The sequence below is a fragment of the Methylobacterium trifolii genome, from assembly GCF_022179685.1.
Classification (GTDB): domain Bacteria; phylum Pseudomonadota; class Alphaproteobacteria; order Rhizobiales; family Beijerinckiaceae; genus Methylobacterium; species Methylobacterium trifolii.
In genome coordinates, this window is sequence record NZ_BPRB01000127.1 from 1 (window position 1) to 20,648 (window position 20,648).

Genomic DNA, 20,648 nt, shown 5'->3' on the forward strand with positions numbered 1-20,648 from the left:
GGCTGCGGCTGCGCGAACCTGGGCCTGGGCCTGAGCTTCGGCCTGCGCGATCTTGGTCTCGGCCGCCTTGGTGCGGCGGGCGACGAAGTCGTTCAGGCGCTGGTGGCCCTCCTCGGCGGCGCGCTGTGCCTCTTCGCGGGCGCCGGCGACGATCGCCTCCGCCTCGCGCTCGGCTTCCGTGCGGCGGCGCTTGTAGTCGGCCAGCACGGCGGCGGCCTCCTCACGCAGGCGCTTGGCCTCGTCGAGTTCGTGGCGCACGCGCTTGGCCCGGCCGTCGAGGCCCTTCGTCATGATCCCGAAGCCGCCGACCTTCCAGACGATGCCGGCAAAGATCAGGAAGGCGACCGCGACCCAGAATTCCGCTGTCATCAACATGGCGTGTCGTCCCGTCTCAGTGCGCGGTCGCGGTCGTGTCGAGGGCGCGGTCCAGGCTCGCCTGGTCGGGCGCCTGTCCGGTGAGCCGCTCCACGATCGCCGAGGCGGTCTCGCCCGCGATCGCGCGCACGTTGCCCATGGCCTCCTGCGTGCGGCTGCGGATGGTCGCCTCGGAGGCCGCGAGCTTCTGGTTCAGCTCGGCCTCCAGGGCCTTGCGCTTGGTCTCGGCCTCTGCGGCGAGTTCGTTGCGGGTGCCCTGCGCGATCTCGCGGGCCTTGCCCTGCGCGTCGCGCAGCGAGGTTTCGTAGGCGACGCCCGCGGCGTCGGCCTCCGACTTCATGCGCTGCGCCTCGTCGAGGTCGGACGAGAGCCGGGCGGCGCGATCGTGCAGGATCGCCTGGATGCGCGGCAGGGCGACCTTGTCCATCAGCCAGTAGAGCAGGCCGAAGGCCAGGGCCAGCCAGATCAGCTGGGCCAGGAAGGTGTGGGTCTCGAATGGGGGGAATGCGGCGGCGTGCGCGGGTTCCGCGGCATGCGCGGGCACCATGTGGACGTCCGAGCCGGGAGGCGGTGTGGTGAGTGCGTTCGGCTGCGCCATGGCCCCGTCCGTGGGAGATCGGAAAAAACTGGAGCGCTCACGCCACGAAGCGTCGAGGCGGAGCGCTCTTTGATGACCGGCCGGCGCGGACGCCGGCCGACCCCGCGGGCCGCGCCCTCTCGGACGACGGCGCGAGAAAGCCGGATCAGACGGCGAAGAGCAGGAGGAGGGCGATCAGCAGCGAGAAGATGCCGAGCGCTTCCGTCAGCGCGAAGCCGAGGAGCAGGGTGGCGCGCTGGCCGTCGGCCGCGGAGGGGTTGCGAAGGGCACCGGCGAGGAACTGGCCGAACAGGTTGCCGAGGCCGATGCCCGCGCCTGCCATGCCGAGGCAGGCGAGGCCGGCGCCGATGTACTTCGCAGCGACGGGATCCATGGAGAACTCCTGATAGGTGTCTTGAAACGAAGGCTTCGTTTGCGGCGGAAGAGACGGCCGTCAGTGGCCGGGGTGAAGGGCGTCGTTGAGGTAGATCGCCGTCAACGTCGCGAAGACGTAGGCCTGAAGCGCCGCCACGAGGAATTCGAGGGCGGTGAGGGCGATCGTCAGGAACAGCGGGAGGGGCGATAGCACGCTCCAGGCGCCCGCGGAAAGCAGGCCCACGACGAAGAACGCGAAGATCTTCATCGCGATGTGGCCGGCGAGCACGTTGGCGAACAGACGCACCGACAGGCTGATCGGCCGCGAGATGAAGGAGATCACCTCGATCGGCACCAGCAGCGCCAGCAGGGGCTTGGGCACGCCCTGGGGCACGAACAGGCCGAAGAAGTGGGTGCCGTGCTTCATCACCCCGTAGATCACCACCACCGAGATCACCAGGGCAGCGAGCCCGAAGGTGACGACGAGGTGGCTGGTGACGGCGAAGGCGTAGGGGATCATCCCGAACATGTTCAGGATCAGCACGAACATGAACAGGGAGAACACCAGCGGCATGAAGCGCTTGCCGCCGTCGCCGGTGGCCTGGTGCAGGGTGTCGGCGATGAACTCGTAGAAGATCTCGGCCAGGGACTGCATCCGCCCCGGCACCACCGAGCGGCTCGACGTGGCCACGATGGTCAGCAGCGCGATCACGCCGACGGCGGCGAACATGTACAGCGCCGACTGGGTGAAGGCGATCTCCTGGTTGCCGATATGCCCGAACGGCAGGATCGACTTGAGTTCGAACTGGTGGATCGGGTCCGGTCGCAAGGCGACCTGATGCGCCGGGTCGAGACTGCCCGCCATGCCTGCTACCGCCCTCGCGTGTCGTGGCCGGGGGGCCCCATGGCCCGGTCCCGGTCCGCCAATCCAAAAAACCCGTCGCCCCTCACGCGTCCGGCGACCCGTCCCGACCGGAGCGCGCCCCGGAGAAGCCCGACGCCCGCATCACGTTGAAGACGCCGGCTACGAAACCCAGCATCAGGAGGACGATCAGGCCCCAGGGTTTGGTCCCGAAGACATGGTCGACGATCCAGCCGAGTATCCCGCCCGCGATCACGCCCGCGACGAACTCCGTGGAGAGCGTCATGGCCTGCCCGAGGGAGGAGCGCCCGTTCGACGGCTTGGAGCCCGCCGACGTTCCGGGCGCGGCCGGCGGCCGCTTCCGGTCGATCTGCGACTCGAGACGTCTGAGCCTCGCGGAGAGTTCGCTGTCCGGCGGCACCCGACCGTCGTTCCCCTCGTCCCTTGCGTCGTTGCCGCTCACGGCGAGAACTCACATCGGCGAGAGGATCGGGATCGGCTGGTTGGCCCCCTTCAAGCGCGGCGCACCATAGTTTCGCCCACCTTGGGTGTCAAGGCGACCGCATCACCTATTAAACCGTTGCCGGCATTGGGCTATTTCGCGTTTCGCGCGTTCCGCCCGAGCCCCGTCCGGCAGGTTTTGCGGATGGTCCGTCAGGCACCGAGGATCGGCTTGATCACGGCCTCCATCCCCTCGATGGTCATCTCGCCCTTGTAGCGCTCGCCGTTGATGAAGAAGGTCGGCGTCGAATCGACCTTGAAGGTGTCCATCCCGCGCTGCTTCACGCCGTTGACCGCGGCGTAGATCTTCTGGTCCTTGAGGCAGGCCTCGAACTTCTCCTTCGAGAACCCGGCCTGCCGCAGCATCTGCTCCAGGGCGTCCACGGGCTTGGGCTGGAAGGCCCAGGCCTGCTGCTGGTCGAAGAGCAGGTCGGTGATGGGGTAGTACTTCGCGTCGCCGTCGCAGCGGGCCAGCATGAAGGCGGCGGTGGCCAGCGGGTCGAGGGGGAACTCGCGCAGGGTGAAGCGCACCTTGCCGGTGTCGACGTAGCGCTCCTTGAGGGCCGGCCACGTGGTCCGGTGGAAGGCGGCGCAGTGGGAGCAGGTCATCGAGGCGTACTCGATGATCGTGACCTTGGCGTCCTTCGGCCCGAGCCAGACGTCGCCGAGCGGGCCCGGCTGCATCAGCCCGGCGAGGTCCGCGCTCTGGGCCAGGGCCGGGAGCCCGAGCTTGGGCAGGATGACCGCCGCGCCGATGGCGAGGCCGGTGACTTTCAAGGCGTCGCGCCGCGTGATCATGGCCGTGACTGGCTCCGCTGCTGGTATCGGTCCGTCTCGGAGGCTGCGGTAATCGCGCGGGCGCATCCTGGCAAGGCGGCGGATTCGCCCGTCGCGGGCGGCCATGACAGGAAGCCCGGCGCCGTGCACCCTGCGCAGCCTGCGCGCTTGACAGGACAATACGGGGCATCGACACCTTTCGCCCGTCGAAACACAGATTTCGGCAGAACGCCGAGTCGTTTCGACGAACCCGGGAGGGTGACGTGCTCAGGAAAGCAATACTCGCTCTGTGCCTTTGTTTCGGGATCGGCCTCGCCGCCGCGCCCACCGCCGAAGCGGCTCCGCCCATGGCTGCCGGCGTCACGGCCGCCATGCCGGCTCCGGCCGCCGAGGCAGCGCGGTACTACCGGCGCTACTACGTCCGGCGGCGCTTCTACCGCCCCCGCTACTACCGCAGGAGATACTATTACCGGCCGCGCTACTATCGGCGGCACTATTACTACCGCCCGCGCTTCTACCGCTTCTTCTGATCCGACTCGCAGGCGGGAGCGCCGAAACCGGCCTCCCGCCTCACCGCGACGATCCCTTCGGCCCCGTGGCGACGACAGCGAGGCCGAGGCGGTCGAGGGCGTCCCGCAGTCCGTCGTGCTCGATTCGCGCCACCGCCTGCGCCACCTCGCCGCGCCGTACGGGATCGATGCTCTCGGGGATCGCGGGCCGGCTGCGGGTGCCGATCCGGTCCTGCTGCATGACGATGCGGCCGACGCAGGCCCAGCCGTAATGGGCGTTGATGCGCTGGATCACCACCGGCGCGAGGTGCTGCAATTCGATCGCGAACACGCCCTCCACCCGCACCACCAGGGTGCCGGAATCGGGCGCCTCGGTGCCCTGGCGCCGGCGGCAGGGCCATTCGAGTTTCGAGGGGCGGCAGTAGCGGGAGAGCCGCTCGCCGACGATGTCGGGCCAGGCCGCGAGGATGTCGGTCGAGGCGAAGCCCTGGGCGGCGAACGCCGGCCCGATGCAGCCCTCGATCAGTTCGGCCAGCGGTTTGACGCGCGCCATCGTTCTCGGGGACCCCGGCCTGTGAGGCTGCGAGCATAGCGTAAGAGGAGCGGCAACGGGAGCGCTTTCGCTGCCCCGCGCCTTCCGGCCGGAGCGCTCTGCGTCGACGTGGATACCGGTTCGGCGAGAGAGAGCGCGTGTCGGACAAAAGCCTGGAGACGTTCCCGATTGCAACGCGATCGGGAACGGCTCTAAGCCTCCCACCGATGCCCATGCCCGACGCGACAGAACCGGCCCCGCGGGCCGTCGACCTCCTCGTCTGGTACGACCGGCACCGCCGCGTCCTGCCCTGGCGGGCGCTCCCCGGCGCGGTGCCGGACCCCTACCGGGTCTGGCTCTCGGAGGTGATGCTGCAGCAGACCACGATCGCGGCCGTGCGCCCCTATTTCGAAAAATTCCTGGCGCGCTTTCCCGACGTGGCCTCCCTGGCGGCGGCGCCCGAGGAGGCGGTGATGTCGGCCTGGGCCGGGCTCGGCTACTATTCCCGCGCCCGCAACCTGCACGCCTGCGCCAAGGCGGTGGCCGAGGCCGGCCGCTTCCCCGACACCGCCGAATCCCTGCGCAAGCTGCCGGGCATCGGCGCCTACACGGCGGGCGCGATCGCGGCCATCGCCTTCGACCGGCAGGAGGCCGCGGTCGACGGCAACGTCGAGCGGGTGATGAGCCGGCTCTTTGCCATCGAGGCGCCCCTGCCGGGCAGCCGCCCCGAGATCCGGCGCCTGACGCAGGCACTGGTGCCGGCCGACCGGCCCGGCGACTTCGCCCAGGCCGTCATGGACCTCGGCGCCACCATCTGCACGCCCCGGCGCCCGGCCTGCGCCCTGTGCCCGTGGATGATGCCCTGCCGGGCCCGGCATCTGGGCACGCAGGAGACCTTCCCGCGCAAGCTCAAGGCGGTGAAGGGCATGCTGCGCCGTGGCGCCGCCTTCGTCGCGATCCGCACCGGCGACGAGGCAATCCTCCTGCGCACCCGCCCGCCGGAGGGCCTGCTGGGCAACATGGCCGAGCCGCCGACCAGCGCCTGGGAACCGGATTACGACGCGGCGGCCGCCCTCCTCGACGCGCCGCTCGACGCCCGCTGGACCCGCCTGCCGGGCCTCGTGCGGCACGGCTTCACCCATTTTCCCCTGGAGCTGACGGTGTTCTCAGCCCGTGTGAGCCTGTCGACGCAGGCACCCGCGGGCATGCGCTTCACCCCGCGCAGCCGGATGGAGGAAGAGCCGCTGCCCGGCCTGATGAGGAAGGTGCTGGCCCACGCCTTCGACCCCAAGCCCGAGCCCAAACCTCGCGGTCGCCCCAAGCGCGAGCCCCCGCCGATGCCGCTGCTCATGGCCGTCGAGGCGCAGGATTCCATGCCCGGCCCGGAGCCGCGGCCGAGTTTCCGCCCGGTGCCCAAGCCCAAGCCGCGGGAGGTGCCGAGGCCGCCGGAGCCGGACGAGATGATCGAGGGCGAGCCCGAGATGGCGGCAAGCCCGCAGCCGCCGCGCAAGCGCGCGGCGAGGCGGCCGGGGCTTGGGAAGAAGCGTTGATCCGGAACGCGGTTCCCCTCCCCCTTGTGGAGAGGGGTCAGGGGTGGGGGTGGTTCAGGATCGAGCGGTCCGGTGCCTTCTGCACCACCCACACCTCCCCACAAGGGGGAGTAGAGGCCCGCGGATCAGCCGGCGGCACCCATCGCGGCGCGGAGTTCCGTGCGGTAGGCGTCGATCACCAGGGGTTTGCCCCCGCGCTCGGCGTGCCAGAAGGTCCAGCCGTTGCAGGCGGGCAGGCCCTGGACCAGGGCGCCGATCTTGTGGATCGAGCCGACCACGGGACCGATTCCGAGCTGCCCGTCCGGCCGCACGGTGGCCTTGAAGCGGCGGCGCTCGTCGGTGAGCACCTCGCCCGCGCGGATGTGCCCGGCCTCGACCACGCTGAGGAACGGCACCCGCGGCTCGGCGCGCTTGGCCGGAGACACCAGGAGGGACGCCTGCGACAGCGGCACGACGCCCGCGATCCGGGCGCGGGCCGCCTCGGCGTAGACGGTCTCGCGCTCGATGCCAATGAAGCGGCGCCCGAGGCGCTTGGCCACCGCGCCGGTGGTGCCGGTCCCGAAGAACGGGTCGAGCACCACGTCGCCGGGATTGGTGGCCGAGAGCAGGGTGCGGGCGAGCAGCGCCTCGGGCTTCTGGGTCGGGTGGACCTTGTGGCCGTCCGCGCCCTTCAGGCGCTCGTCGCCGGTGCAGAGGGGGATGAACCAGTCCGAGCGCATCTGGAGGTCTTCGTTGCCCCCCTTCAGCGCCTCGTAATGGAAGGTGTAGCCCTTCGACTCGGCCGAGCGCGAGGCCCAGATCAGGGTCTCGTGCGCGTTGGTGAAGCGTTTGCCGCGGAAGTTCGGCATCGGGTTGGCCTTGCGCCAGACGATGTCGTTGAGAATCCAGAAACCAAGATCCTGCAACGCGCTGCCGACGCGGAAGATGTTGTGGTACGACCCGATCACCCAGAGGGTCGCGTTCGGCTTCATCACCCGGCGGCAGGCGGAAAGCCATTCGCGGGTGAAGGTGTCGTAGCTCGCGAAGCTGGAAAACTTGTCCCAGGCGTCGTCCACGGCGTCGACCCGGCTCTGGTCCGGCCGCAGCAGCGAAGCTTCGCCGAGCTGGAGGTTGTAGGGCGGGTCGGCGAAGACGCAGTCGACGCTGCCCGCGGGCAGGGCGTTCATCGCGGCGATGCAATCGCCGACGAGGACCTCGTCGAGGGGGAGACGCTGCTGGCTGGGTACGAAACCCATCCGTGGCGCCGGCGCAGATCGCCCGGTATGCGAGACCTGTTTCCGGGCGGCGGCGCCGGCGACCACGGTACGCGGGGAAGCCATGACAAACACCGGTTACGCGACTGACCGGCAGACCATGGCCCCGTTAGGGTAAAGGTCGGGTTGTCGGGTCCCGAAGAATGCGTCCCGGTTTGGGGCTGCAGTTTTTGCCGGGTCGCCCGTGCGGGGCAGTGCAGGGGGCGCCGAACCCGCTCGGAGCGTCCTCCCGTCGGCCTTACAAGCCTGTCATGCCGTTCCCGTGGGCCGTGCGGTGCCGGATAGACTGACGCGATCGTTCACCGTGATTTGAGTCCCGTCGATCGCAGGTCGGCCGCCCAAGCTGTGGCGTCCGGTGCGGGGCAGGGTTTCGCTGTGTGCAGATCTGCGGCGCGCGCAGGCTATTTCAACGCGCGGCCGAACCGCCTGCAAAAGCAATCGCCAAAGGTAATCGGCCTGTGCAGGGCTGTGGCTGCAAAATAATCAATGCTTGAGAATTACTACGTGCGGCGAATGTTCAGATTTTTGGGCGATGTCGCCACAAATGTGAACATCCGCCACAAAAAATACGCGTCTCATTTTGGCCCGCATCTCCCTCGATTGGCGCCGCCGTCGTCAACAATACAAGGGATTGCGAATGACCTCGAAGCCTGTCTTCCGGAAAGCCGCCACCGTTCTCGCGACTGCCGCGAGCCTGTCCGCCGCGAGCCTTCCGGCCGCGGCCCAGAGCGGAGGGGCGTCCTGGTACGGCAGCGGGCATCGGACCGCGAGCGGCGAGCGCTTCAACCCGAACGGGATGACGGCCGCGCATCGCAGCCTGCCCTTCGGCACGCGGGTCCGCGTCGAGAACAAGCGCACCGGGCGCGCGGTGGTGGTCCGGATCAACGATCGCGGCCCCTTCGTGCGCGGGCGCATCATCGACCTGTCCCGCGGCTCGGCCCGGGCGCTGGGCATGGGCGGGACGAGCTACGTCTCGCTCCAGGTCCTGAACTGACGGACTTCGGCTGAGCCCGGGCCGGCCGGCGTTGCCTGCGCGCCCGGCCGGCCCCATCTGTCTCCCGCAACACGGGAGACGGTCGCTCACACCATGGCAAAGCCCCTCATCATCGACGTTCCGCACGACATCGGCCGCGAGGAGGCGCGCCGCCGCATCGAGTCCAGCGTCGAGCAGGGACGGACACTGCTCCAGAAGTACGGCATCACCGTCAACAACCTGGCCTGGACCGGCGACCGGCTCGACTTCGCCCTCTCGGCGCTGACCCAGAACGTGGACGGCGCCGTCGACGTGGGGCAGGAGAGCGTGCGCGTGGAGGTGCGCCTGCCGTTCCTGCTGGCGCTGTTTGCCGAGCAGATCCAGAAATCGGTCGGCAAGGAGGGCAACCTGCTCCTGACCAAGAAGTAGCCGCGGAACCCATCGGCGGAACTCATGGCGCGAGGCGCCGTTGCCGGGCAAGCGCCGCCTCGTCCAAAGCGGCGCAATCCGTGTGAGGAGCGTATCCCATGGCCGACCCCGGCGCGATTCCGGAAGTTCCGCCCCAGCCGGCGCCCACCCCCGATACCCCGTACGACCCGCCCGTGGTGCCGACCCCCGGCCCCGGCCCGGAGATCCCCGGCCGGACGCCGACCGAGGCGCCGGGAATCCATCCGCCCGAGATCCCGATCAACGATCCGGGCGGCGCCCCGGAGATCTCGCCGCCGGGACCGGCCAACCCCACGGCCTGAACCTCAATTGTGATGCCATGCGCGCGCTGCCATAAGCCCGCGCATGGCCGCTCCTCCCCTCCTCACCCTCCAAGGCGTCGCTCTCACCTTCGGGGGCACGCCCCTGATCGAGGGCGCAGACCTCACCATCGCGCCGGGCGAGCGGGCCTGCCTCGTCGGTCGCAACGGCTCCGGCAAGTCCACCCTGATGCGGATCGCGGCCGGCCTCGTCGAGCCGGACCGGGGCGTGCGCTTCCTCCAGCCCGGCACCACGATCCGCTACCTCGCCCAGGAGCCGGATTTTTCGGGCTTCTCGACCACCCTCGATTTCGTGGAGTCCGGCCTCCAGCCGGGCGACGCCAACCACCGCGCCCGCTACCTGCTGGAAAGCCTCGGGCTCACCGGCCAAGAGGACCCGGCGCGCCTCTCGGGCGGCGAGGGGCGGCGGGCGGCGCTGGCCCAGGCGCTCGCCCCCGAGCCCGACGTGCTGCTGCTGGACGAGCCCACCAACCACCTCGACCTGCCCGCGATCGAGTGGCTCGAATCGGAGCTGCGCAACGTCCGCGCGGCCCTGGTCCTGATCAGCCACGACCGGCGCTTCCTCTCGGCCCTGTCCCGGGCCACGGTCTGGCTCGACCGGGGCGTGACCCGGCGGATCGAGCAGGGCTTTTCCGGCTTCGAAGCCTGGCGCGACGCCTTCTTCGAGGAGGAGGAGCGCGACCGGCACAAGCTCGACCGCAAGATCGCCGACGAGGAGCACTGGCTGCGCTACGGCGTCACCGCCCGGCGCAAGCGCAACGTGCGGCGGCTGGGCAACCTCCACGCCCTGCGCAAGGAGCGCCGGGACGACCGCCGCCCGGTCGGAAGCGTCACCATGCAGGCCGGCGAGGCGGAGGCGTCGGGCGCCCTCGTCGTGGAGGCCAAGGGGGCCGGCAAGAGCTACGGCGAGCGGCGCATCGTCGACGACCTGTCCCTGCGGGTGATGCGCGGGGATCGCCTCGGCATCGTCGGCGCGAACGGTGCCGGCAAGACCACCCTGATCAACCTGCTCACCGGCAAGCTCGCCCCCGATTCGGGCAGCGTGGCCCAGGGCACCAACCTCAAGCTGATGCTGCTCGACCAGGCGCGGGCCGTGCTGGAGCCCGGCCAGACCGTCACCGACGTGCTCACGGGCGGGCGCGGCGACAGCGTGACCGTGAACGGGGTGAGCCGGCACGTCATCGGCTACCTCAAGGACTTCCTGTTCGCCCCCGAACAGGCGCGCACGCCCGTGTCGGTGCTCTCGGGCGGCGAGCGCAACCGGCTGCTGATCGCCCGCGCCCTGGCGCAGCCCGCCAACCTCCTGGTGCTGGACGAGCCGACCAACGACCTCGACCTGGAAACCCTCGACCTGCTGCAGGAGATGCTCGGCGAGTATGCCGGCACCCTGATCCTGGTCAGCCACGACCGCGACTTCCTCGACCGCGTGGTCGGCAGCGTTCTGGTGGCGGAAGGGGAGGGGCGCTGGGTCGAGTATGCCGGCGGCTACACCGACATGGTCACCCAGCGCGGCGCCGGCATCCAGGCGCGGACCGCCCCGGCCAAGGCGAAGGCGGAGCCCCGTGAAAGACCGCCCGCCGCCGGCCTGCCGCCGGGCAGGCCCAGGCTCGGCTTCAAGGACCAGCACGAGTTGAAGACCCTGCCGGCCCGGATAGAGAAGCTCGAAGGCGCCATCGCACAGCTCAGGACCATCCTGGCGGACGCGAACCTCTACGCCCGCGACCCGGCCCGCTTCGAGAAGGCCTCCGGCATGCTGGCCCAGGCGGAGACCGAACTCTCGGCCGCCGAGGAGCGCTGGCTGGAACTGGAGATGCTGCGCGAGGCGTGAGCCGGAGGGGCGCGAACGACCCTGCTCATCCGGGCTCCCGCTCGCCGCGGCGGGTCCGCTGCGCCAGGGCGAGGACGCGCCGGGCCTGCATGGCGACGGGCGCGTCGATCATGAGCCCGTCCACCGCGACCGCCCCGCCGCCGCCCGCCAGCGACGCGTCGAAGGCGGCCACGATCCGGCCGGCCCGGGCGACCGCGTCTGCGGAAGGCGCCAGGGCCTCGTCGGCGAGCGCCACCTGCCGCGGGTGGATGCAGAGGATGCCGGTATAGCCGAAGGCGGCGGCCGACCGAGCCAGCGCCTTGAAGGCCTCCGCGTCGTCGATGATGCCCACCGAGCCCGGCACCCCGAGGACGGCGAGGCCCCGGCCGCGGGCGGCGATGGCGATGGCTTGCGCCGGCATCGCCATCGACTCGAGGGTCGCCCTGGTGCCGATCGCCGAGGCGTAGTCCTCGGAGCCGAAGCCCAGCGCCACGATCCGCGGCGTCGCGGCCGCGATCGCATCGAGCGACCGCATCGCGGCCGGATGCTCGATCGCCGCGACGAGGCCGATCGACCCCTCCCGCAGGCCGGCGGCGCGCTCGGCCGCCGCCAGCGCCCCGTCCACGTAGTGGCAGAACGCCGCCGTCGCGACCTTGGGCAGGATGACGGCGTGGACGCCCGGAAGGGCCGCCGCGCGGAGGTCGTCGATCAGCCGGGCAGGGTCGTTGTTGACCCGCACCACCGTGACGAGGCCGTGCCCGGCCAGAACCGCGACCGAGGCGGAAAGCCGCGCGCGGGCGGCATCCTTGTTCGAGGGCGCGATCGCGTCCTCCAGGTCGAGGATGATCGCGCCGGCCCCGCGCCTGTGGGCACCCTCCACCATGCGCATTGCGTCGGCCGGCATGAACAGGAAGGTCCCGATCTCGGCCCAGTTCACGTCACGTCCTCCTCGGCGAGCCGGCGCCGGGCCGCCGCGTCGTAGCCGATGCGCTCCAGGATCTCGTCCAGGTGCTGGCCGAGATCGGGGGCGGGGGAGCGGATCACGCCGGGCGTGCCGGAGAGGCGTGGCGAGACGGCGTGCATCGGGAGCGCGCCGAGGTCGCGGTCCTCCATCTCGACCACCACCTCGCGCCCGATCACGTGGGGATCGTGGACGATCTGGGCCGCGTCGTAGACCGGGCCGACCGTGACCTCGGCCGCCTCGAAGAAGCGGATCGCCGCGTCGAGGTCCATCGCCTGGATGAAGGCGCCGACCACGGCGTCGACCTGGTCGGCGTTGTCGAGGCGGTCGGAATTGCTGCGGAAGCGCGGGTCCTCGATCATGTCGGGCCGCCCGATCGCCCGGAACAGGCGCTCGCACATACCTTGCGTCGAGGCCGAGAGCGCCACCCAGGCGCCGTCCTTCGTCGGATAGATGTTGCGCGGCGACGAGATCGAGGTGCGGTTTCCGACCCGCGAGGGCGCCCGGCCGGTCACGCGGGCGATGGCCACGTCCGGTCCGAGGGTGGAGAACAGCGGCTCCAGCAGCGAGACGTCGACCACCTGGCCCGCGCCGCCGGCGGCCGCAGCCCGCAGGGCGACCATCACCGCGTAGGCGCCCTGGAGGCCGGCGACCATGTCGGCCAGCGCCATGTTGGGCAGGATCGGCGGCTTGTCGGCAAAACCCGTCTTCGAGGCGAAGCCCGACATCGCCTCGACCAGGCTGCCGAAGCCCGGCCGGTTGCGGTACGGGCCGGTCTGGCCCCAGCCGGAGACGCGGACGTAGACGAGGCGTGGATTGACCGCGTGAAGCTCTTCAGGCCCGAGACCGAGGCGCTCCATCACGCCGGGGCGGAAGCTCTCGATCAGCACGTCGGCCTGGGCAGCGAGCCGCATCAGCACCTCCTTGCCGGCCGGCTTCTTGTAATCGAGGGTGATGCTCTTCTTGTTGCGGGCGTAGACCTTCCAGTAGAGCGGGTGGCCGCCGTCCTTCCAGTCGCGCAGGGTGTCGCCGCGCTTGCGCTGCTCGACCTTGACGACCTCGGCGCCGAAATCGGCGAGCATCAGGCTCAGCATGTTGCCCGCCACCAGTCGCGAGAGGTCCACGACCCTCACGTCGTCGAGGGGGGCCGAGGCCCCCTGCGCGTAGGGGCGCGGTGGAGTGCCGGGATCAGTGCGGGACACGGGCGGCTTCCTCCGAACGGGTGACGGGAGCGGGCGCGACGGTGCGCTTCGATGCGATGCGGCGCCTTCGTGCGTCGCGGGTCGGCATGGCCTCGTCTCCTCCCCGCATCCAAGACCTACGACGGATGCCACGCCGAGCCGGAGCGAACGTCGAGGACCCGTTCGGCCAAGGCGGAGTCGGCGCATCGCGAAGTTGCAAAACCTACCTCCGGCCGGCGGGAACCTCTATACGCGTTCCCATGATGGCGACACTCCAGGCCGACGACACCGGCGACGGTCCGATCATCCTGTTCGATGCCGCGTGCGTGCTGTGCTCGGCCAATGCCCGGTTCGTTCTCGAACGGGACAGGGACGCCGTGTTCCGTCTGGCCTCCATGCAGGGCGAGGTCGGACAGAGGCTCTATCGTCGCTCCGGCATGGACCCGAACGATCCGGTCAGCATGCTCGTCGTCGAGGGGAACCGCGTCCGCCGGGACAGCGATGCCGTGCTCAGCATCTACGAACGGCTCGGATTCCCCTGGACGCTTGCCGCGATCTTCAGGATCGTCCCGGCCGCGTTGCGCGACCCCGTCTACCGCTGGATCGCCCGAAACCGCTATCGCGTGTTCGGCAAACGAGAGACCTGCTGGATCGCCCCACCGGAATACAGGGACCGCATCCTGTGAACGGACCGGCGATTCGCGCGAAGGCCGAGCCCGCGACACGCCGCCGTGCCGACGGCTGAGCGACCGTGAAGGTTCTGATCCTCGGCGGCTACGGGGTCTTCGGCGGCCGGCTGGCAAAGCTCCTGCGCGATGTCGACGGCCTCGAACTGATGATCGCCGGGCGCGATCTCGCCCGCGCGCAGGCCTTCTGCGCGACCTGTCATGGACGGGCGCAGGTGCGTCCCCTCAGGCTCGACCGACTGGACATCGCGGACGGGCTTCGGGCCGAGAGTCCGGATCTGGTGGTCGACGCGTCGGGACCTTTTCAGGACTATGGTGTCGACCGCTACGGCGTGATCGAAAGCTGCATCGCGGCCGGCATCGACTACCTGGACTTCGCGGACGCGGCCGACTTCGTCTTCGGCGTGACGCAATTCGACGCCCGGGCGAAGGCGGCCGGCGTCGCGGTGCTGTCGGGGGTCAGCAGCTTTCCGGTCCTGACCGCCGCGGTCCTGCGCGAGATGGCCGCGACGCTCGACATCGTCGCGGTGGAGGGCGGGATCGCCCCCTCGCCCTATGCCGGGATCGGGCTCAACGTCATGCGCGCGGTGCTCTCCTATGCCGGGAGCCCGATCAAGCTGCTACGCGACAGGCGACCGGCGCGCGCCATGGGACTGACGGAGAGCCGGCGTTTCACGGTGGCGGTTCCGGGACACCTGCCCCTGCGCAACATCCGGTTCTCCCTCGTGGACGTGCCGGACCTCCAGGTCATCCCGCCCGAACATCCCGCCATGACCGACATCTGGATGGGCGCGGGAGCCGGACCCGAACTCCTGCACCGGGTTCTCAACTGCCTCGCCTCGGCGCGCGCGCGGTTCGGACTGCCGGCGTTGATCCCGTTCGCCGGTCTGTTCCACGCCGTCCTGAACCGTCTGTGTTTCGGAGAGCACCGGGGCGGCATGTTCGTGCGCGTCCGCGGTCGTTCCGAGCGCGGCGAGGTCGTGCGCACCTGGCACCTCCTGGCCGAGGGCGAGGACGGGCCGCTCATCCCCGCGATGGCGATCGAGGCCCTGATCCGGAAGAGACTCCGCGGGCAGCTTCCTGCCGCAGGCGCCCGGACCGCAATCCGCGCGCTCGACTTGAGCGACTACGACGCGCTATTCCGCGATCGTGCCATCGTGACTGGCTTCCGCAATGAGGAGCGTGACGGCTCACTCTACCGTCAGGTTCTCGGGTCGGCCTTCGATGGGCTGCCGCCCCGCGTCAGGGAGTTGCATGACGGGTCGCAGACGCGGCGCTGGACGGGTTCGGCGCAGGTGCGGCGGGGAACCGGGCTCCTGGCGCGGATGATCGGCGGCGTCCTGGGATTTCCCGAGACGAGCGCCGACGTACCCGTCACGGTCACGTTCGTGCCGGAGCGAGACGGCGAGCGCTGGATTCGGGATTTCGGAGGGACGGTCTTCACCTCGGTCCAGTCGGTCGGAGCGGGTCGGGATCAATATCTCCTGGTCGAGCGGTTCGGGATCGCGCGCGTCGCCCTCGCCCTCGTCCGCGATCGTGAGCGGCTGGTCTTCGTTCCGCGCCGATGGTCGCTGCTGGGCATTCCCATGCCCGGATGGCTGCTGCCGTCGGGCCGGTCGTTCGAGACCGAGAGGGACGGACGGTTCTGCTTCGACATCGCCATCCATATGCCGTTGGTCGGCCTGATCGTCGCCTATCGCGGCACGCTCACGCCGTGACCGGGCATCGAACGGAACGTCCGCTCCCAGGCAGACGGCCGTGCCTCTCTCACAGCATGCCGGCTGCGCCCCTTCCGCCGGCCGGGCGCATGACGTAAGCCCCCGGCATCCCCGGAAGAACGCCCGCAGACGCATGATACGCCTGGAAAAGATCGGCAAGCAGAACGGCCGGCAGATCGTCTTCATCGAGGCGTCGGCCGCCCTCCAGAAGGGGGAGAAGGCCGGCCTCGTCGGGCCGAACGGCGCCGGCAAGACCACCCTGTTCCGGATGATGACCGGAGAGGAGGAGCCGGACGAGGGCTTGGTCGCCACCGACCGGGGCGTCACCATCGGCTATTTCAGCCAGGACGTCGGCGAGATGGCCGGCCGCAGCGTCGTCGCCGAGGTGATGGACGGCGCCGGGCCCGTCAGCGTGGTGGGCGCGGAGCTGAAGGAGCTGGAGACGGCGCTGGCCGACCCGGAGCGGCTGTCCGAGATGGAGGCCCTGATCGAGCGCTACGGCGAGGTCCAGGCCCGCTTCGAGGAACTCGACGGCTACGCCCTGGAGGGCCGCGCCTACGAGGTGCTCTCCGGCCTCAGCTTCAGCCAGGAGATGATGGACGGCGACGTGGGCCGGCTCTCGGGCGGCTGGAAGATGCGGGTGGCGCTCGCCCGCATCCTGCTGATGAACCCGGACGTGATGCTGCTCGACGAGCCGAGCAACCACCTCGACCTCGAAAGCCTGATCTGGCTGGAGGCCTTCCTCAAGAACTACGACGGCGCCCTGCTGATGACCTCGCACGACCGCGAGTTCATGAACCGCATCGTCACGAAGGTGGTGGAGATCGACGGCGGCGCGCTCACGACCTACTCGGGCGACTACGCCTTCTACGAGCAGCAGCGCGCCCTGAACGAGTCGCAGCAGCAGGCTCAGTTCGAGCGCCAGCAGGCGATGCTGGCGAAAGAGATCAAGTTCATCGAGCGCTTCAAGGCGCGGGCGTCCCACGCCGCGCAGGTGCAGAGCCGGGTGAAGAAGCTCGACAAGATCGAGCGCGTGGAGCCGCCCAAGCGCCGCCAGAGCGTGGCCTTCGACTTCCAGCCCGCGCCCCGCTCCGGCGACGACGTGGCCATGCTCAGGAACGTGCACAAACGCTACGGCAGCCGCAGCATCTACGAGGGGCTCGACTTCTCCGTGCGGCGCAAGGAGCGCTGGTGCGTGATGGGCATCAACGGCGCCGGCAAGTCCACGCTGCTCAAGCTCGTGACCGGCACCGCCAAGCCCGATGCGGGCACGGTGACGGTGGGCGGCAGCGTGAAGCTCGGCTACTTCGCCCAGCACGCCATGGACCTGCTCGACGGCGACCTCACGGTCTTCCAGGACCTGGAGGCGACCTTCCCCCAGGCCGGGCAGGGGTCGCTGCGGGCGCTGGCCGGCGCCTTCGGCTTCTCGGGCGACGACGTGGAGAAGCGCTGCCGGGTGCTGTCGGGCGGCGAGAAGGCCCGGCTGGTCATGGCCAAGATGCTCTACGACCCGCCGAACTTTCTGGTGCTCGACGAGCCGACCAACCACCTCGACATCGCCACCAAGGAGATGCTGATCGGAGCGCTCTCGAGCTACGAGGGCACCATGCTGTTCGTCTCCCACGACCGGCGCTTCCTGGCAGCCCTCTCCAACCGCCTGCTCGAACTCACGCCGGAGGGCATCCACCTCTACGGCGGCGGCTACACGGAATACGTGGCGCGCACCGGCCAGGAGGCGCCGGGCCTGCGAAGCTGACCGGCAACTCTCAGCGCCGTCGCGGTGCGGCCGCCGGCGCGAAGCCGATGCCGCGCTGGATCGCCCCCGCCCCGAAGCGTTCGCGCACCCGGTCGAGGGCGGCCTCGCGGGCGGCCACCGCCGCCACGCCGGAATCGATCAGGTCGCCCCGGTCGGCGTATGCAGCCGGGCAAAGGTCGGCCGCGCCGATGCCGACGAGGCGATAGGCGGTGCCGTCGCAGGCCTCGCGCAGCATCGCTTCGCCGACGCCGAACAGGCGTTCGGCCAGTTGCGTCGGCGGCAGCCCGCCACGGGTGCGGGTGCGCAGGCGAAAACTGCGGTCCTTCAGCTTCAGGGTCACGCTCGCCCCAGCCAACCCCGCCCGCTTCAGCCGGCCGGAGACCTTCTCGCACAGCCGCCACAGGATCGGGCGCATCTCCGCGAAGGTCGCGATGTCCTCCGAAAACGTCGTCTCGGCCGAGACGCCCTTGGCCTCGCGCTCGGGCCGGACGGGGCGGGCATCCCGCCCCCGCGCGAGCGCGCCGAGGCGCTCGGCATCCCGGCCCAGCGCCGAGAACAGCCGGCGCGGGTCGGCCCGGCCGAGGTCTCCCACCGTCCGCACCCCGAACTCGGCCAGCCGCCGGCCGGCCGAGCCGCCGATGCCGGGCAGGATCGTCACCGGCCTGTCCGCCAGGAAGGCTTCCGCCTCGGCCCGCCCGATCACGGAGAAGCCCCGCGGCTTGTCGAGGTCGGAGGCGATCTTGGCCAGGAACTTGGCGTCGGACAGCCCGATCGAGACGCTGATGCCGACCTCGCGCTCGACGCGGGCGGCAAAGCGCGCCAGCGTCACGGCCGGGCTGGCCCCGTGCACCCGCCCGGTGCCGGAGAGGTCGAGGAAGGCCTCGTCGATCGAGACCGGCTCCACCAGCGGTGTCAGCGCCAGCATCATCGCCCGCACCTCGCGGCCGACGCGGGCGTATTTCTCCATGTCGGGCCTCAGCACGGTCGCGTCCGGGCAGAGCTGGAGCGCCTTGAACATCGGCATGGCCGAGTGCACGCCGGCCACGCGGGCGAGGTAGCAGGCGGTGGAGACCACGCCCCGCCGGCCCCCGCCGATGATCAGCGGCCGGTCGCGCAAGGCGGGGTCGTCGCGCTTCTCGACCGAGGCGTAGAAGGCGTCGCAATCGACGTGCGCGATGGCGAGATCGTCCCGCTCCGGGTGCGCCAGCAGCCGCGGCGAGCCGCAGGCCCGGCAGCGGATCGCCCCTGCCGCGGCCTCGCTCAGGCAGTCGCGGCAGAGGGGCCGCATCAGAACTCCTCCGGCTGCGGGGTCAGGCGCTGCCAGGCCGCGGCGATCCGCTCCGGCTTCACGCCAAGCGCGCTCGCGCAGGCGAGCAGCACGGGTTCGTCGCCCATCACGTGGTCGAGCACGCCCGCCAGCACCCCCGGGTCGCGGGCGCCGGCCCGCAGCGACTCGGGCGTCATCCCGGTCGCGTTCAGGAACGGGAACAGCCGATCCTCGTCGGCGACCATCCACAGCAATACGTCCAGGGCGAGCCCGTACGTAGAATCATCCTGTTGATGGGATTTGCGTTTCGTCAACATGTAACCCCTACAAAGGGACCGACCGCGCTAAGTCCTCATGAACGATGAGCCGCATGGGCACCGGGAACAACGGGCTATGAAGAAGACGGTGCTGATCGTCGAGGACAACGAGCTCAACATGAAGCTCTTCAACGACCTCCTCGAGGCGAACGGTTACGCGACGCTGAAGACCGCGAGCGGCATCGAGGCCATCGAGTTGGTCCGCGCCCACCACCCCGACCTGATCCTGATGGACATCCAGCTCCCCGAGGTCTCGGGGCTGGAGGTGACCAAGTGGCTCAAGGAGGACGACGCCCTCAAGCACATTCCCATCATCGCGATCACGGCGTTCGCCATGAAGGGCGACGAGGAGCGGATTCTGGGCGCAGGCTGCGAGGCCTATTTGTCCAAGCCGATCTCGGTCGCGAAGTTTTTAGCAACCGTTCGCACGTATCTTCAGGACAAGGCCTGACTCGGCCCGTCCCGCAAGGGCGGGAGCCCGCGTCATCCGCCGGCTGCGAGGAACGATGTCCGCCCGCGTCCTGATCGTCGACGACCTGTTCCCCAACGTCAAGCTTCTGGAGACGAAGCTGGCGCTGGAGTATTTCGACACGCTTGCGGCCATGAACGGGCCGGACGCCATCGCCATCTGCGAGAAGGGCCTGTGCGACATCGTCCTCCTCGACGTGATGATGCCGGGCATGGACGGCTTCGAGGTCTGCCGCACCCTCAAGAACAACCCGCTCACCGCCCACCTGCCGGTGGTGATGGTCACGGCCCTCGACCAGCCCTCCGACCGCCTCAAGGGGCTGGATGCGGGCGCCGACGACTTCCTGACCAAGCCCGTCGACGACACCGCCCTGTTCAGCCGTGTGCGCAGCCTCGTGCGCCTCAAGGCTGTGACGGACGAGTTGCGCAGCCGCGCGCTCGCCTCCCGCGACTTCGGCATGGGCGACCCCCTGGCTTTGGCCACCGCCGAGACCGGCCTGAACGCCAACATCCTCCTGGTCGAGGACCGGCGGGGGGCGGCCGAACGCATGGCGGCGGCGCTGACCCAGCAGCACACGGTGACCATCGAGGCCGATCCGAACCGGGCGATCCTGACGGCCGCCGAGGGCGGCTTCGACCTCGTCCTGGTCAGCCTCGACCTCGAAAACTTCGACGGCCTGCGCCTGTGCAGCCAGCTCCGCTCGCTGGACCGCACCCGCACCGTCCCGCTGATCATGCTGGCCGAGGCGCACGACCGGGCCCGCGTCGCCCGCGGCCTCGATTTCGGCGTGCACGACTACCTGATGCGCCCCGTGGACCGGAACGAGCTGGTGGCCCGCGTGCGCACCCAGATCCGCCGCAAGCGCTTCTCCGAGGTGCTGCGCGGCGCCGTCCAGGCCTCGATGGAGGCGGCCGTCACGGACGGGCTCACCGGCCTGCACAACCGGCGCTACCTCGACAACCACCTCGGCTCGATGTTCTCCGACGCACGCCTGAGCGATCGCCCTGTAGCCGGGCTGCTCCTGGACATCGACCGCTTCAAGTCGATCAACGACACTTGGGGCCACGAGGCCGGCGACGAGGTGCTGCGCACCTTCGCCGAGCGCGTCCGCCTGCACACCCGCACCATCGACATCGTCGCCCGCTACGGTGGCGAGGAGGTCGTCATCATCCTGCCCGATGCGGGCCTGGGCGAGGCGCAGGTCATCGCCGAGCGCATCCGCGAGCGGATCGAGGCGACCCCGTTCTCGATCCAGCGCGCCTCCCGCACGATCCCCGTCACCGTCTCGATCGGCGTGGCCGTGCGCCAGGCCACCGACACCGGCCCCGCCGACATGCTCAAGCGCGCCGACGTCGCCCTGTACCGGGCCAAAGATTCGGGGCGCAACCGCGTGGAAGCGCAGGCGGCGTAGGAGGATTTCCCTCCCCCCTCTGCG

The 20,648-nt window shown here is 70.2% G+C and carries 23 protein-coding genes; 11 read left to right on the forward strand and 12 right to left on the reverse strand.

The genetic code is table 11. From position 1 onward, the window contains the following. From COGEMETH_RS12515 to COGEMETH_RS12540, 6 genes are all read right to left on the reverse strand, one after another. The coding region (locus COGEMETH_RS12515; protein ID WP_238182940.1) for a F0F1 ATP synthase subunit B family protein at positions 1–372 on the reverse strand (372 nt) is incomplete at its 3' end. A 19-nt stretch (positions 373–391) separates the two neighbouring features. Then, positions 392–973 (reverse strand): F0F1 ATP synthase subunit B family protein, encoded by a 582-nt coding sequence (locus COGEMETH_RS12520; protein ID WP_373875354.1) that lies wholly within the window; start codon positions 971–973, stop codon positions 392–394. A gap of 145 nt (positions 974–1,118) precedes the next feature. Then, positions 1,119–1,346: a F0F1 ATP synthase subunit C gene (locus tag COGEMETH_RS12525; protein WP_007566773.1), complete on the reverse strand. Its 228-nt coding sequence runs from the start codon at positions 1,344–1,346 to the stop codon at positions 1,119–1,121. A gap of 60 nt (positions 1,347–1,406) precedes the next feature. After that, on the reverse strand, positions 1,407–2,192 hold the full coding sequence (locus COGEMETH_RS12530) for a F0F1 ATP synthase subunit A (protein WP_238182922.1): 786 nt from the start codon (positions 2,190–2,192) through the stop codon (positions 1,407–1,409). 82 nt (positions 2,193–2,274) lie between these two features. Then, the gene (locus tag COGEMETH_RS12535; protein ID WP_238182923.1) at positions 2,275–2,652 is read right to left on the reverse strand and encodes an AtpZ/AtpI family protein; all 378 of its coding nucleotides are present in this window, start codon (positions 2,650–2,652) and stop codon (positions 2,275–2,277) included. 191 nt (positions 2,653–2,843) lie between these two features. Further along, positions 2,844–3,488, reverse strand: coding sequence for a DsbA family protein (locus COGEMETH_RS12540; RefSeq protein WP_238182924.1), 645 nt, complete (start codon positions 3,486–3,488; stop codon positions 2,844–2,846). Between the two features lie 326 nt (positions 3,489–3,814). On the opposite strand from COGEMETH_RS12540, the gene COGEMETH_RS12545 reads away from it, so the two are divergent. Then, positions 3,815–3,997 carry a hypothetical protein gene (locus tag COGEMETH_RS12545; protein ID WP_238182925.1) on the forward strand — a complete coding sequence of 61 codons (183 nt, stop codon included), beginning with the start codon at positions 3,815–3,817 and terminating at the stop codon, positions 3,995–3,997. Between the two features lie 40 nt (positions 3,998–4,037). Here the strand turns inward: COGEMETH_RS12545 and COGEMETH_RS12550 are convergent, their stop codons facing one another. Beyond that, a complete protein-coding gene (locus COGEMETH_RS12550; protein WP_238182926.1) occupies positions 4,038–4,529 on the reverse strand; it encodes a DUF721 domain-containing protein in 492 nt (163 codons plus the stop codon). A gap of 206 nt (positions 4,530–4,735) precedes the next feature. Between COGEMETH_RS12550 and mutY the strand changes: the two genes are divergently transcribed. Then, a complete protein-coding gene (gene mutY, locus COGEMETH_RS12555; protein WP_373875355.1) occupies positions 4,736–6,058 on the forward strand; it encodes an A/G-specific adenine glycosylase in 1,323 nt (440 codons plus the stop codon). A 125-nt stretch (positions 6,059–6,183) separates the two neighbouring features. Here mutY and COGEMETH_RS12560 read toward each other — a convergent pair whose 3' ends face one another. Next, complete coding sequence (locus tag COGEMETH_RS12560; protein ID WP_283214986.1) at positions 6,184–7,377, reverse strand: site-specific DNA-methyltransferase; 1,194 nt, start codon at positions 7,375–7,377, stop codon at positions 6,184–6,186. 571 nt (positions 7,378–7,948) lie between these two features. Here COGEMETH_RS12560 and COGEMETH_RS12565 point away from each other — a divergent pair. The 4 genes from COGEMETH_RS12565 to COGEMETH_RS12580 all read left to right on the forward strand — a co-directional run bounded on the left by COGEMETH_RS12565 (position 7,949) and on the right by COGEMETH_RS12580 (position 10,879). Then, on the forward strand, positions 7,949–8,305 hold the full coding sequence (locus COGEMETH_RS12565; RefSeq protein ID WP_238182929.1) for a septal ring lytic transglycosylase RlpA family protein: 357 nt from the start codon (positions 7,949–7,951) through the stop codon (positions 8,303–8,305). Between the two features lie 93 nt (positions 8,306–8,398). After that, positions 8,399–8,713: a polyhydroxyalkanoic acid system family protein gene (locus COGEMETH_RS12570; RefSeq protein ID WP_238182930.1), complete on the forward strand. Its 315-nt coding sequence runs from the start codon at positions 8,399–8,401 to the stop codon at positions 8,711–8,713. Positions 8,714–8,811: 98 nt separating this feature from the next. Beyond that, on the forward strand, positions 8,812–9,033 hold the full coding sequence (locus COGEMETH_RS12575; RefSeq protein WP_238182931.1) for a hypothetical protein: 222 nt from the start codon (positions 8,812–8,814) through the stop codon (positions 9,031–9,033). A gap of 43 nt (positions 9,034–9,076) precedes the next feature. Beyond that, on the forward strand, positions 9,077–10,879 hold the full coding sequence (locus tag COGEMETH_RS12580) for an ATP-binding cassette domain-containing protein (protein WP_238182932.1): 1,803 nt from the start codon (positions 9,077–9,079) through the stop codon (positions 10,877–10,879). A 25-nt stretch (positions 10,880–10,904) separates the two neighbouring features. Here the strand turns inward: COGEMETH_RS12580 and COGEMETH_RS12585 are convergent, their stop codons facing one another. Beyond that, on the reverse strand, positions 10,905–11,795 hold the full coding sequence (locus tag COGEMETH_RS12585; protein WP_238182933.1) for an HpcH/HpaI aldolase/citrate lyase family protein: 891 nt from the start codon (positions 11,793–11,795) through the stop codon (positions 10,905–10,907). Beyond that, complete coding sequence (locus COGEMETH_RS12590) at positions 11,792–13,021, reverse strand: CaiB/BaiF CoA transferase family protein (RefSeq protein ID WP_238182934.1); 1,230 nt, start codon at positions 13,019–13,021, stop codon at positions 11,792–11,794. The genes COGEMETH_RS12585 and COGEMETH_RS12590 overlap by 4 nt, the downstream gene beginning before the upstream one ends. Positions 13,022–13,260: 239 nt before the next feature. Here COGEMETH_RS12590 and COGEMETH_RS12595 point away from each other — a divergent pair, with 239 nt between their 5' ends. The 3 genes from COGEMETH_RS12595 to COGEMETH_RS12605 all read left to right on the forward strand — a co-directional run bounded on the left by COGEMETH_RS12595 (position 13,261) and on the right by COGEMETH_RS12605 (position 17,160). Continuing rightward, positions 13,261–13,686: a thiol-disulfide oxidoreductase DCC family protein gene (locus tag COGEMETH_RS12595; RefSeq protein ID WP_238182942.1), complete on the forward strand. Its 426-nt coding sequence runs from the start codon at positions 13,261–13,263 to the stop codon at positions 13,684–13,686. A gap of 65 nt (positions 13,687–13,751) precedes the next feature. Continuing rightward, on the forward strand, positions 13,752–15,404 hold the full coding sequence (locus COGEMETH_RS12600; protein ID WP_238182935.1) for a saccharopine dehydrogenase family protein: 1,653 nt from the start codon (positions 13,752–13,754) through the stop codon (positions 15,402–15,404). Between the two features lie 133 nt (positions 15,405–15,537). Next, entirely contained in the window at positions 15,538–17,160 is a 1,623-nt protein-coding gene (locus tag COGEMETH_RS12605) for an ABC-F family ATP-binding cassette domain-containing protein (protein ID WP_238182936.1), read from the forward strand. A 10-nt stretch (positions 17,161–17,170) separates the two neighbouring features. Here the strand turns inward: COGEMETH_RS12605 and COGEMETH_RS12610 are convergent, their stop codons facing one another. Both COGEMETH_RS12610 and COGEMETH_RS12615 read right to left on the reverse strand, forming a co-directional pair. Next, complete coding sequence (locus COGEMETH_RS12610; protein ID WP_238182937.1) at positions 17,171–18,448, reverse strand: DNA polymerase IV; 1,278 nt, start codon at positions 18,446–18,448, stop codon at positions 17,171–17,173. Next, on the reverse strand, positions 18,448–18,672 hold the full coding sequence (locus tag COGEMETH_RS12615) for a DUF3572 domain-containing protein (RefSeq protein WP_238182943.1): 225 nt from the start codon (positions 18,670–18,672) through the stop codon (positions 18,448–18,450). The genes COGEMETH_RS12610 and COGEMETH_RS12615 overlap by 1 nt, the downstream gene beginning before the upstream one ends. Before the next feature lie 148 nt (positions 18,673–18,820). Between COGEMETH_RS12615 and COGEMETH_RS12620 the strand changes: the two genes are divergently transcribed. Further along, positions 18,821–19,195, forward strand: coding sequence for a response regulator (locus COGEMETH_RS12620; RefSeq protein WP_238182938.1), 375 nt, complete (start codon positions 18,821–18,823; stop codon positions 19,193–19,195). Between the two features lie 55 nt (positions 19,196–19,250). Next, on the forward strand, positions 19,251–20,624 hold the full coding sequence (locus tag COGEMETH_RS12625; protein WP_238182939.1) for a PleD family two-component system response regulator: 1,374 nt from the start codon (positions 19,251–19,253) through the stop codon (positions 20,622–20,624). The last annotated feature ends 24 nt before the right edge of the window (positions 20,625–20,648 follow it).